The following is an 11,421-nucleotide window of genomic DNA, read 5'->3' as shown; positions in this document are numbered from 1 at the left end:
TCCGCCACGACGAGCACCCGCTCTCCCGTCGGCCACCCTCAGGAACTGGATACGCCACGCGCACTATATGCGCGCCGCGCATCTCTTGCTAGGGCAACGCAGCGGGGCCCGGCGCACAGACGCCGAGCGATTTCGCTGACCGCCAAAGTGACAAGAGGTCTGAGGTGGTCCCAACGCACGCCATTCCCTCCGGGCCAATTCAGCACGTCCGCAAGCCATGAAGGCCTGGCCCCTGTACACGGGCCTGGCCGGAGCCATGTCATGCGGTCATCGTGGGCCCTGGAACGCGGCAACAGCGAGGTGGGGTAGCCCCGCCCGCGCTGCTCCGGGCGGACGGATAGCCTGGGCCCGTCAGCGAAGATCACAGAAAGGCGGACCACATGGCAGACATCATGGAAACGGCAGCGCGGAAGGTCTTCGAGCGCTACGACGTCGACGGCGACGGCCTGGTCACCGCAGACGAGTACCGCAAGGTCGTGGCGGAACTGGAAGGCTCGGAGATCACCGAGTCACAGGCCCAGGAACTGATCGACTCGCTCGACACCAACGGCGACCGCCAGATGTCCTTCGAAGAATTCTGGGCAGCCATGAAGGGCTGACTCCGCCAGGGTCCAGCACGTCAGCACGGCACAGGCGCGCCCCCTCGTCATCGCGTGGACCGCCTGGTGGCCGTGGCGTCGCGGTCATTCTCCGGCGTGTGGGCGGTGGTCAGCATCTCGGGTAAATGCCGGTGGCGGTGGGGGCCTGGCCGAAGGAGACCGCGGCGCGTTGCGCGCATCTGAGCGGAAGATCACCGAGTTGATCACCACCCGCAGGGCCCGCTCGGAGTGACGCGGTCCCGCTCACGGCGATTCTCCACCGTCACCGGCCGCCGGAACACTGCTCGTCGTACCGAGGCCGCCCGGACGATTCCGGATGACCTCCGTCCTCGCCCCGCGCCAGGCAACGCCGCGAATGCGCGGCTCCCTCCGAGCCACAACGGGTTCTGAGGACACGGCCACCGGATTCGCGTTCGTCGCCGCCTCGCACCGGCTTGTATGGGCGGGGCGCCATGAGGCCGTGGAGGAGGACTCCGCTCGCTCGAAGGTCTTTGCTAATTGGGCGGAATGGTCGTGATTGCGTGGGGTGCTCGCATCGCCACCGCGCCTTTGGAATCGTGACCGTGGCGCCGGCCCCGCGCCGCAGAGACGGGGCGGCCCATGCGGGGCTACGGAGCCCGCCGGATGAAAGGGGGCGCTGTGCTCAAGATCGACGACATCACCTACGACAAGCGGTCGGCCGCCGGGGCCAAGGCGGCGGTTTTTCAGGCGTTCGGCGAAAGGGTGCCGAAGGAGGGCACACCCCAGCGCGCGGTGTTGGGTTCGCTCGCCTTCGTCGCGGCCAACGATGCCGCGGCGTTCGAGCTGGAGGACGTCCGGCAGGTGTACGGCGGCTTCGTCGGGCAGGCGGCGCAACTCGCGGCGACGGCCGCGACGGCCCGGGCGTGGTGCCAGCAGCACATGGACCAGGGCACCGCTGTGGAACTGGAGGCCATGAGGCAGCGCCAGGCCACGACCCTCCAGGGCCTCAGGACACAGGGCACGATCGTGATCACCCGGGGCACCAACCCGGTCCAGGCCCGGCAGATCCTCACCCATGTCACCTTCGGTGGCCTCCCCCTGGACCCCGCCATCGTGGCGCCGCCCAGCGCCGCCGATGCCGACGCGCAGACCGGCCGCGGTGTGAAGGACACCGTGGCGGGCCGGATCGAGGAGTGGTCGCTCGGCGAGCTGACGGGTTTCTCCCTCGACGGCTTCATGCTGATCGCCGAGGCGGACGTCAAGCGGGTCACACTGCCCCGCAGCGACTCCGCCACCGTGGCCGGGGAGGCGGGGGTGTGCGGATTCGCCGCCGCCGGACTGTCGCGTGTCGCCATCCTGGCGGAGGGCCGGCCCTCCAACGAGCCCCCGGAGAAGCGGGAACTGCAGCGGATCAACTTGGAGATCGGCCGGAACGCCGCCGCCACGGTGGGTCTGCTGAAAGCGGCGGCCCTTCAGTACCGCCACACCGCCCTCTAAATGAACCCGCCCGACGCTGCGTGCACCCTGCGATACTGCGGAAAAGCCGTGCCCGGCATATCTGCGCCGACGCGGGCGTCTGTCACTCACCCCATGACGGCTTTGTCGCGGACCGGCCGGCCAGGGCGCCGCGCAGTGCCGCGGAAGTAGTAGGGCCACCCACCCGGGCCGATCTTCTTTTCGCTCAGCATTCGGCCAGGGAACCCCGGCTGTGACCTGCGGAAAAGCCCGATCAGGGGGGTGCTTCCCGCCGGGCGGGAGGCCATCACCAGATCTTTACCGTGGCGCCCGCCATGCGGGGCGTGCCGGCAGCCCGGGACGGTAAGCCGTCGCCGTGTGCACCCTCCCGCCCATGACCAACGAGCCTCGCTACGGAGATCCCTGTCCGCTGTGCCGCACCCCGCTCCGGCTGGAGTACGGCCGCACCCGACCCTCCGCTCAGCTGGCCTACCCGGCCCGTGCGTGGATCAAGCCGTACCGCTGCGCCAGTTGTGAGGTGATCCGGTTCGAGCGGTTCAAGGAGGTGCTCAAGGACCGCTACGGCGTCGAGTGACGGCGGCGTGCGAATGCTGCACCACGTTCCCGTCCCACCAGCCCCGGAATAGCACCGCAAACGACTCCACGGTCAACCAGCGCGCACCGACCCACCCGAGCAAGTCCTCGCTCAACTCACCGACCGCATCGAGGTGAACGAGGACAGCACCGTGGTGGTCGCCCCGTTCACCCCACGCTGACCGTGACGCGACGAGACTGACGGACGTTAGCCCGGACCGCCCTGTCGCCCCGCAGCCGACGGCCCTCTCATTCGGACCGGGCCGCACCACCGACCGTGTGCATGTGCCGCAGCCCTTGCCGGTAGGAGTCGAGCAGCCCGGTCTCAGTGTAAGAGAGCCCGAGGTTGCGGCAGTGTTCCCGGACCAGAGGCTGTGCGAACCTGAGGTGGGGCCTGGGCATGTTCGGGAAGAGGTGGTGCTCGATCTGGTAGTTCAGCCCGCCGAGGAGCCAGTCCGTGACCGGCCCGCCCCGGACGTTCCGCGAGGTCAGGACCTGGCGGCGCAGATGGCCCCAGCGCTCGCCCGCCGGATCGGGCATGTCCATGCCCTTGTGGTTGGGTGCGAAGGCCATTCCCAAATTGAGCCCGAAGAGCGCCTGATGGAGCAGCGCGAACGCGACAGCCTTACCCAACGGCAGGCAGGTGAACAGCAGGGCACCGTAACCGGCCGCGTGCAGCGCCAGCAGCGCGCCCTCGACAGCCCGCTCGCGCACCGGCTGCCGCCGCAGGTCCCGGACACTGCTCACCTTCAGGGCGATGCCTTCGAGCAGCAGCATCGGGAAGAACAGCCAAGCCTGGTGGCGGGTGACCCAGCGGGCGAACCCCCGGCGCACAGCGGCCTGCCCCGCGGTCCACACGAGTGCGCCGGCGCCGACGTCCGGGTCCTTCTCGATGTGGTTGGGGTTGGCGTGGTGCCGGTTGTGCTTGTCGTTCCACCACGCGTGGCTCATGCCCAGGAGCAGATTGCCGTGGAGGAGTCCGATGACACGGTTCGCCCGGCGGCCGAGGGCGATCTGGGCGTGGCCGGCGTCATGGCCGACGTACGCAGTGCGGGCGGACAGGATGGCGAGCGGCGCGGCGAGCAGCAGCGTCCACCAGGTGTCCCCGGCAAGGACAAACCCTGTCACCACGGTGGCGAGGGCGAGGAGGTTCACGGTGATCATCCGCGCGTACCAGCCCTTGCGACGTTCCAGCAGCCCCTGCCCCCTGACCCTCCGCAGCAGCGGAGTGAACTCACTTCCCTGCTGCGCGGTGACGCCGACGGGTGTGGTGGACACAGACGGCGCGGCGGTCTGAGACATGGATGACTCCGGTCCTGAATCGGCGAGCAACGCTCTGACCGGCTTAAACGTACGGACCGGGGGCCATGCGGCGCCATGGCGTCAACACCCCGGCCGCACGGGGGCCAGCCCCAGGACCCCGAAGGGGGTCAGCGACACCTCCGCCCCCGCCTCCAGACGACCACCGCACCGGAGCAACGCTGGCGGGGTGTCCGAGGGCGCCCGGCGAGCTGGGGAGAGGAGATGTCGGGCTTGCGGCGAGCGGCTGAGGCCGGAGGCCCAACCTGATGCCGTGTTCTGCACGTCGGCGTGTCGTGCCAGGCAGCGGCGTACGGAACGCCGGTCGCGCGAGCGGCTGACGGCCGTACAGAACGGCCAGGGCGAGGCCGAGTGCCCGGAGCGACGGGCTCGGTGGGTGGCTGGTGTCGACCGGAGGTCGACGGCCTTGTACTGCTCACCGCAGTGCCGGATACGCCCGCTGGGCCAGGCAGCCCAGCCACAAGCCAGCCGTTCGTCGTGGCGTCACACTTGCAGGACTCCTGCCTGACCGCCCGGGGTGACGAACTGTCCGAGCTCACCGACGCGTCGCTGTGCCCGCGGACGGACCGGTGACCTCGCCGGTAGACCCGACGCTGATGGCTGAGCACCGACGTCGCCATGGGGCCGATATACGACACCGTTGAACTGGGTGTACAACGCGCACATCACCCGCACCAACGGTGAACCCGTCTGGTGCGACATGTCCTGAGCTGCGTCGACGCTGCTCGACCGACTCGGCCAGTCAGGACACCGAACACGCCCCGCCACGGGGAGCTCCGTGACGGGGCGTTCTGCTGCGCGTCACGCAGACAGGCAGTCGACAGCGCGATACGCGCCACCTGAACATGCGGCCTCAGCAGCCCGAAGGGCCGGTTTCCCCACCGAATGGTCCTTCCGGTCGAACGCCGAACCCACGGCCCTGCCGGCAGTCCGTCGCTCGGCAGCCTCTCGGTGGCGCGTGACCTGCCTTACTGGGGGCTCGCGAGTGGACGTCGAAGACGTACTCGCTGCCGACGTAACTCGTCTCGGTGCTCTCGATGTGGGTTCCGTGCTGGTCGTCGATCTGCCGACGCTCGACGAGTAGCGGGGGCCGACGTCGGCTCCCAGGCGTGCGGCATCTCTCGAGTGCCATGGGAGCTGGCACGGCGTCCTTGAACCGGGCCCACACACGTCACCGGGGTCCAGCCAAGTGCCTGGAGTAGGTGGTCTGCACAAGGTACTTCGGGCTGTGACGGGTTCGGCATGGGTGATGCCCTGTGATGGGTCCTGTAGTTGATGTGGTTCCTGCACGGTGAGGAACACGAATACGGCGGCGCAGAACCGAGGACCCGTAGGAGGACGACGTGCCTGATACCGGTGAGGACTTCACTCCGGCCGACTGCCCGGGTTGTGGGCAGCTCGGGGATGCAGCGGCGGGGATGTTCGTGGAAGTGCAGCGGGCAGATACGAAGGCAACGACGTTGTGTGGCGTGGCCGGCGGCCTGCTGGCGGTGGATGCCGCTGCGCTGTCGAGTGTGTCGAGGTCTGGTTGGCTGGCGGTGACTGTTCTGGCGGGTGCCGCGGTCCTCCTGGGAGCGGCGCTCCTCACGGCCTTGTCTGCGATCCGCCCAGTCGTACCACGCGGCGGTGAGCTCCGGATTTTCGCAGGTGCTGTTCGAGAAGAGGATGGGCCTGGGAATGCCTTGGCAGCGTTCGCAGTGATGAACCCCGGTGAGCGCGCGTGGGCAGAGGCGGAGCGGCTGGCGTTGTACTCCGGCCTGGCGCAGCGGAAGTTCCGTGCAGTGAAGTGGGCGGTCGACCTCACGGCAACTGCCTTAGGCATGGCCGGAATTGGCTTATTGAGCGTATACATCACTGCTTGAGAACATCGTGGCGTGACGGGTACCACATTCGGGGGGTGTATGTATCAGCCGCATGTCTCGGTCATCGGTGATGATCTTTGGTCGCAGTTGTGTCAGCTGGCTCCGGTCCGTGTGCGCCCGGCCAGGAGCGTGCTGTTACGGCAGGGGGATCCGGGCACCCACGTCATCCTGCTGGTCTCCGGATCAACCTTGATCACGCTCACCGGATCGCATGGCGAACGGACGCTACTGGCGGTACGCGGCGCAGGTGAACTGCTGGGCGAACTAGCGGTGTTGGACAACCAGCCACGCACCGCGTCGGTCATCGCCGCGGAGGACTGCCGGGTGCACATCATCCCTGCCCCTGACTTCCTGGCCTTCATGGACCGCCACGATCTGCAGGCCGCGCTGCTGCGTCACGCCATCGCGCGGGTACGCGAAGCGGAGACCGTACGTCTCGAGATGGCCACTTCGCCCGTGGCCGTGCGCCTGGCCTCGGCGCTCGGAAGGCTGCTCCAGGCCGCTTCGGCGGGCGGCGCCGAATGCCTCGTGCGGCTGACGCAGCTGGAGCTGTCACAGCTGATCGGCGCGTCCCGCAACGCCGTGGGAACGGCCTTGAAACCGTGGCGCGAGCAGGGATGGCTCGCCACGGAGGCCGCCGGCGGACTCATCATCCGCGACATCACATCGATCCAGTCACACGCTCACGCGCAGACGTGACCGACCGCACCGGCGCGGTGCCCAGCGCTGGGCACCGCCGTCGCCCGGGCGCGTCCAGCATGAGGCAGCACACCCACTCCGATTTCCCCCACACGATGGAAAGGCTGCTGCCCATGCCCTCTCTCGTCCCGTCCGACGTCACCGATGTGCCGCCTGAGCATGCTCTGTTGACCGTCGACATGAAGGAGTACAGCAAGCTTCCCGAGGCGAAGATGGCGCCCGCGCGGGCCGATCTGGACAGCATGCTGACGACGGTGTTCGCTCAGTGCGGGATCGGCGACGCGACGCTGCTGGGCGCCGTCAAGGACCGTGGGGACGGTGCCATCTTCGTGCTGCCGGCCCGGCACGTGGCACGGCTGATCGACCCTCTCCTCGTCCACCTCGGTCAGGCACTCGAGCGGCGCGAGCAGACCCGGCTGGCCAGCGCACCGACGATCCGGCTGCGGGCCAGCGTGCACGTCGGTCCCCTGGCGCCGCCGGAGCACCGGGGGGACGCGGCCAACGACGCCTGCCGGCTGGTCGACAGCGACGCGGCCCGCCGGGCCATGACCGCCGCGGTGGATCACGGAGTGCTGCTGGCTGCCGTGGTGTCGGACACTGTCTTCGGCCGCACGGTCGCCGCGGGCCGCACGCCGGCTCTCAAGGAGCAACATTTCTACCGGGCCACCGCCCGCGTCGAGGGCAAGCCGGGCTTTGAGCAGACCTGCTGGCTCTTCGTCCCCGGGCTGGCCCCCTCGGTACTCGCCCCCTACCTCACGCAGGACAGCGGCGCCGTACCCGACGGCCGCCCCAGCCAGGCCGCTGAGCGCAGCACAAAGGGCACCACCGCGAACGAGAGCAGCGGCGCCGTACGCCAGAAGGGCAAGGCCAGCGGCAAGGCCCGGCTGATCCAGGTCGGACGCGACTACATCCCCAGCCAGGAGCAGTCATGACCGACGCCGAGGGCACCGCTGCGGTGCAGCAGCAGATCGAAGCGTCCGGACAGGCCCAGGTGACGCAGGTCGCCGGCGACTACGAAGAGCACCACCACCAGTACGTCCGGGGCTGGCAGTACCTGCGCAGCGCCAGTGTCGACGACGGCGAACTGGACCTCGCGGAACACGCGTTCGTCGACCCCCCCGGGCCGCAGGGATCCGGCCAGGTGGCGCAGGCCGTCGGTATGCTCAGCCGCCCCTACGGCAGTCACGTCCTGGTGCTGTGCGGGGAGGCCGGCACGGGACGGCGCACCGCCGCACTGCATGCGCTGCGCAAGGCGGGGGTGCCCAGGAAGCAGATCAGCTGGCTGGTCCTGGACTGGGACCAGCCGCGCACCGAGCAGATCCCCCATGCCGAGGGGCGCGCCTGCATCCTGGACATGACGGACTACCGCGATCTGTCGGAGGACTTCTACACCGGACTTGCCGACTACCAGAAGCAGGCACAGGCCGCCGACGCCGTTCTGGTCATCCTGACCGATCCGAACGGCTGGAACCCCAAGGCCCTCGCTACCGTGCCGACCGTGCACCTCACGCGCCCCTCGGCCGCAAAGGTCGCCGAGGCCCATCTGCGCCACCTCGCTGTCGGCCGGATGGACTGGCTGACGCACGATTCGCTCAACGAGCTGCTCGCCCCCGAGGCGCCGGCATCGGACGGCGCCCGGCTGGCCCGGCTCATCGCCGAGGCCAAGGAGGACGACCAGTCTGCAGTCGGCAAGCAGTTCACCGACTGGCAGAAGCATCTGGAAACTTGGTTCGAGCGGCACTCCGCGCCGGGAGACCTGCAGGAGCGCGCGCTGCTGATCGCGGCCGCCCTGCTGGATGGAGCTCCCGCCGCCGTCGTACTGGGGGCCGCGGACCAGCTGTTCACGCAGGTCGGTGGTGAGCTGCCGCGTGGCGGTGCGCTGTCCGGCCGTGACCTGGACAAGCGGCTGAAGGCCATCGACGCCTCGTACACGGATGACGAGGGCATCTCCCTGGAGGAGAAGCAACGTGGGCTGTCCGGGGCCGCGCTGAAGTATGTGTGGCGGCAGCGGCCTCAGCTGCGGCCCGTGCTGCTGGAGTGGGCCTCCCAGATCAGCGCACCCAACAAGATCGCCGTTCGTCATCTGCAGCGCATCGCCGACTGTCTGGTGCCGCTGTCGTTGCTGCCCGGCGGCTCGACCGTGCTGTCCGTGGCCAGACGGTGGATCGAAACCGACCGTGTGGCGCACCGTCAGCTTGCCATCCACATCTTGGAGAACATGGCGCTCCATCCGGTCGCCGGCATCGCCGTACGTAAGCAGCTGTACGACTGGGCCCAGCAGAAGACAACCAGCGAACAGCTGATCACCGCGGTCGCCGCGGTCTGCGCGGGCGAGCTGGGCCAGCGGTATCCCCGGGTCTCCCTGACCCGGCTGCGGCTGCTGGCCTCACGCGATGACGACCGAGCCCGGGACGCCGTCGCCGACGCGGTGCGCACCCTGGTGAGCACTCCCGAGCAACGCGTCCTGGTGCTGTCGGAGATCGTGGAATGGGCCGAATCCAGCGACAGCACCATTCGAAAGGCCGGAGCGGGCACGTTCCTGGCCCTGACCGACATCACCAGCGACATCCTCCTGCCGCTGCCCGCGAACCAGGAGAGCACCAGCGAGGCCGTCGACGCTCCCGATGTGCTGGCCGGTCAGCTGTTCGTCCGCGGCTGGCGCGCGGCCCTGCGCGAGCCCACGGCAGCGCAGGCGGCGTACCAGCATCTGGCGGCCTGGCTAGACTCGCCCAAGCTCCAGGACGACCAGGTCCTGCCCCTGGCGGCGCAGGTGCTGCGCGGCTGTCTGGGCCAGGAAGGCCCCTCCGGCCTGCTGGTGGGCTCGCCCGACAGCTCCGACCTGGGACGAGCCCGGCGCGCACAGCTGTTCGCCCAGCTGATCTCCGAGGTGGCCTCCCCTGCCAGCCCCAGCGCCATGGCGCGGTCCGGCGGTGACGGCGCCGCCGTGACGGCGTGAGTCTGCTGCGCCGGCGCAGCAGACCGGCCCAGCTCGCAGCAGATGCGGCAGGCGCGGGCACGGCTCATCCGCTCGTGCTGAGCGACGAGCGGATGGCCAGTCGCATCAGCAGCGTGCGCTTCACCGTCCGCGTCACTGGGAGCTGGCAGTGGACGCATCCCGGTGACACGGGCCAGGGCGACCTGGCGCTGCCGGCGCGTGAGCACCTGCGCCGGCAGGCCGCAGGGATCCTGTGCCGGCACTCCGTTCTGGATCTCGCGGCAGCCCACGACGCCATCAACTCATCCCTGACACAACGCGGTTGCCCCATGCCCGGGCTGGAGGTCAGCGGCATGGCCGAGCTGAGCGTCGCGGCAGCGGACCGCGCCCTGGCCGAGGAACATGACCGCCGGCAGCAGGCAGCAGACCTCGAACACGGCGAGGTGCTGCACCGCCTGGCCCAGCTGCAGCGGGTGCTCGCCGACCCGGACCTACGCCGTGTGTGGTGGATGGCCCAGTTCCCCGACCGCTTCAACGACCTCGATGGCCTTGCCCAGGCGCTGAACGGGCTGCCCGCGCCGCAGGCGGCGCAGGACGACGATCTGCGCGGTGACATCCGGCGTTTCACCGACGACCTCGTCACCACCCTGCACACCCCGCAGCAGCGCGAGGTCTTCGTCCAGGCCCTCGTCCAGACTCTCACGGTCCTCGGCCATCACCACCTGACCACCGACGCCGCCCTCCGGCACCGCCCTCACGATCCCGGGAGCACACCGGCATGAATTTCCGCACCGCCCGCTGGCTCCTGGCCCCGGTGCGTCAGCTGCGCGCCCGCCGCCTCATGGCCCGACACGGGCCGACGCTGACGTACAACACCGCCTGGGCCCTGATCACCCTGCACGGCGCACCAGACGAAACCACCCTCGTGCGCGCCTGGGCCCGCGAGAACCCCGGCGCTGCCCCTGGCGTCCACTACGACCACTGGCACACACTGAGCCAAGCCGAACAGCAACGCCGCCTCAGGTGGCTGCGCAGACACGGGCACTCCCCCATCCAGCTCCTCCAACTCGACGCCGGCCTCATCCACAGCACAGGCCTCCACGTCCTGGACTGGGGCAGCCCTCCGATCCCTGCCGACCAGCACCATGCGACGCCACCACCCCCCTGGTCACAAACCCGCGAACAGCCCTAGCAATCCTCTGCACATGCGTCGCGCCGACCAGCACGGCAGACGACAGGGTCCCCTTCGAAACGACGGCCGTCGAGCAGAGCCTGGCGCAGCTCGACGGCCCCTCCACGCAGCATGGGGGTAGTGCACCCATGCCTGGGAAGCGAGGGAGGATCGGGGACAGGGTTACCCGCCCAGCGCGTGGCAGGGCGTGTGCGCCGACGCGGGCGTCTGTCACTCACCCCATGACGGCTTTGTCGCGGACCAGCCGGTCAGGGCTCCGCGCAGGGCGGCCACCAGGCGGGTGGCCGCCTCCTCCTCGGTCCGTCCGCTCTTGATGAGGTCGAGGATGTCGCGTGGATCGAACAACGCGTTCCACAGGTACAGGGCCTCATCCCCGAGGTCTCCCAGGCCGAGTTCCTCGGTGGTCTGCCGCAGGGGTCCGGCGAGCGCCTCGGCCTGTGGGGCGAGGTAGCCGGTGTTTTCGCGCAGCCGCTCCAGGTAGCCACGGTGCGAACGCATCTGCGCCATCGCTCCGCCGTGTTCGAGTACGAGGGAAACCCAGCAGCGCGATACCGCCTCGAGTTTCACCATGCCCCGCGTGGTCTGCCGTGCGCTGAAGTCACGCAGTTCGCAGCCCACTTCGGCGCGGAAGGCGTGCAGGATCTCCTCGACGGAGGAAAAGTGGCGGTAGGCCGTCGCGGTGGACACCTCGGCGTGCTTGGCGATCTCGGCCAGGCTGACCGGTGTCGGCGAGTTCTCGAACAGCCGCGCGGCAGCCTTGATGAGGTACCTGCGGTTGCGTTCGGTGTCACTGCGCATCGGCCG

General features: G+C 69.4%; 11 protein-coding genes and 1 pseudogene. 10 read left to right on the top strand and 2 right to left on the bottom strand.

Annotated features, from left to right (window positions below; translation table 11 throughout):
* Positions 1 to 380: 380 nt before the first annotated feature.
* The 3 genes from ACZ6CL_RS39060 to ACZ6CL_RS39050 all read left to right on the top strand — a co-directional run bounded on the left by ACZ6CL_RS39060 (position 381) and on the right by ACZ6CL_RS39050 (position 2,610).
* Positions 381 to 599 carry an EF-hand domain-containing protein gene (locus ACZ6CL_RS39060; RefSeq protein WP_468945369.1) on the top strand — a complete coding sequence of 73 codons (219 nt, stop codon included), beginning with the start codon at positions 381 to 383 and terminating at the stop codon, positions 597 to 599.
* A 624-nt stretch (positions 600 to 1,223) separates the two neighbouring features.
* Positions 1,224 to 2,057: a hypothetical protein gene (locus ACZ6CL_RS39055; RefSeq protein ID WP_468945367.1), complete on the top strand. Its 834-nt coding sequence runs from the start codon at positions 1,224 to 1,226 to the stop codon at positions 2,055 to 2,057.
* Between the two features lie 352 nt (positions 2,058 to 2,409).
* A complete protein-coding gene (locus ACZ6CL_RS39050; protein WP_468945365.1) occupies positions 2,410 to 2,610 on the top strand; it encodes a hypothetical protein in 201 nt (66 codons plus the stop codon).
* A 248-nt stretch (positions 2,611 to 2,858) separates the two neighbouring features.
* Here ACZ6CL_RS39050 and ACZ6CL_RS39045 read toward each other — a convergent pair whose 3' ends face one another.
* On the bottom strand, positions 2,859 to 3,911 hold the full coding sequence (locus ACZ6CL_RS39045; RefSeq protein WP_468945362.1) for a fatty acid desaturase family protein: 1,053 nt from the start codon (positions 3,909 to 3,911) through the stop codon (positions 2,859 to 2,861).
* Between the two features lie 495 nt (positions 3,912 to 4,406).
* On the opposite strand from ACZ6CL_RS39045, the pseudogene ACZ6CL_RS39040 reads away from it, so the two are divergent.
* The 7 genes and pseudogenes from ACZ6CL_RS39040 to ACZ6CL_RS39010 all read left to right on the top strand — a co-directional run.
* Positions 4,407 to 4,555 (top strand): annotated as a pseudogene (locus ACZ6CL_RS39040) (NF041680 family putative transposase); the annotation flags it as partial.
* Between the two features lie 717 nt (positions 4,556 to 5,272).
* Positions 5,273 to 5,791, top strand: a complete 519-nt coding sequence (locus ACZ6CL_RS39035) for a Pycsar system effector family protein (RefSeq protein ID WP_468945361.1) — start codon at positions 5,273 to 5,275, stop codon at positions 5,789 to 5,791.
* A 39-nt stretch (positions 5,792 to 5,830) separates the two neighbouring features.
* A complete protein-coding gene (locus tag ACZ6CL_RS39030; RefSeq protein WP_468945359.1) occupies positions 5,831 to 6,490 on the top strand; it encodes a Crp/Fnr family transcriptional regulator in 660 nt (219 codons plus the stop codon).
* 113 nt (positions 6,491 to 6,603) lie between these two features.
* Complete coding sequence (locus tag ACZ6CL_RS39025; RefSeq protein WP_468945357.1) at positions 6,604 to 7,422, top strand: hypothetical protein; 819 nt, start codon at positions 6,604 to 6,606, stop codon at positions 7,420 to 7,422.
* Entirely contained in the window at positions 7,419 to 9,446 is a 2,028-nt protein-coding gene (locus ACZ6CL_RS39020) for a hypothetical protein (RefSeq protein ID WP_468945355.1), read from the top strand. Before ACZ6CL_RS39025 ends, ACZ6CL_RS39020 begins: the two co-directional genes overlap by 4 nt.
* Positions 9,443 to 10,207, top strand: a complete 765-nt coding sequence (locus ACZ6CL_RS39015) for a hypothetical protein (protein WP_468945353.1) — start codon at positions 9,443 to 9,445, stop codon at positions 10,205 to 10,207. Before ACZ6CL_RS39020 ends, ACZ6CL_RS39015 begins: the two co-directional genes overlap by 4 nt.
* Positions 10,204 to 10,617, top strand: a complete 414-nt coding sequence (locus ACZ6CL_RS39010) for a hypothetical protein (protein ID WP_468945351.1) — start codon at positions 10,204 to 10,206, stop codon at positions 10,615 to 10,617. The genes ACZ6CL_RS39015 and ACZ6CL_RS39010 overlap by 4 nt, the downstream gene beginning before the upstream one ends.
* A gap of 210 nt (positions 10,618 to 10,827) precedes the next feature.
* On the opposite strand, the gene ACZ6CL_RS39005 is transcribed toward ACZ6CL_RS39010, so the two are convergent.
* Positions 10,828 to 11,415 (bottom strand): TetR/AcrR family transcriptional regulator, encoded by a 588-nt coding sequence (locus tag ACZ6CL_RS39005; RefSeq protein ID WP_468945349.1) that lies wholly within the window; start codon positions 11,413 to 11,415, stop codon positions 10,828 to 10,830.
* Positions 11,416 to 11,421: the final 6 nt, after the last annotated feature.

Source organism: Streptomyces sp. NPDC041200, assembly GCF_055591805.1.
The sequence above is the reverse complement of the archived record's forward strand: the minus strand, read 5'-3'. Positions and strand labels throughout refer to the sequence as shown.

Coding starts and splice junctions, on each gene's coding strand:
- ACZ6CL_RS39060 (WP_468945369.1), top strand. CDS start 381: ATGGCAGACATCATGGAAACGGCAGCGCGGAAGGTCTTCGAGCGCTAC.
- ACZ6CL_RS39005 (WP_468945349.1), bottom strand. CDS start 11,415: ATGCGCAGTGACACCGAACGCAACCGCAGGTACCTCATCAAGGCTGCC.
- ACZ6CL_RS39010 (WP_468945351.1), top strand. CDS start 10,204: ATGAATTTCCGCACCGCCCGCTGGCTCCTGGCCCCGGTGCGTCAGCTG.
- ACZ6CL_RS39020 (WP_468945355.1), top strand. CDS start 7,419: ATGACCGACGCCGAGGGCACCGCTGCGGTGCAGCAGCAGATCGAAGCG.
- ACZ6CL_RS39050 (WP_468945365.1), top strand. CDS start 2,410: ATGACCAACGAGCCTCGCTACGGAGATCCCTGTCCGCTGTGCCGCACC.
- ACZ6CL_RS39025 (WP_468945357.1), top strand. CDS start 6,604: ATGCCCTCTCTCGTCCCGTCCGACGTCACCGATGTGCCGCCTGAGCAT.
- ACZ6CL_RS39045 (WP_468945362.1), bottom strand. CDS start 3,911: ATGTCTCAGACCGCCGCGCCGTCTGTGTCCACCACACCCGTCGGCGTC.
- ACZ6CL_RS39030 (WP_468945359.1), top strand. CDS start 5,831: ATGTATCAGCCGCATGTCTCGGTCATCGGTGATGATCTTTGGTCGCAG.
- ACZ6CL_RS39055 (WP_468945367.1), top strand. CDS start 1,224: ATGAAAGGGGGCGCTGTGCTCAAGATCGACGACATCACCTACGACAAG.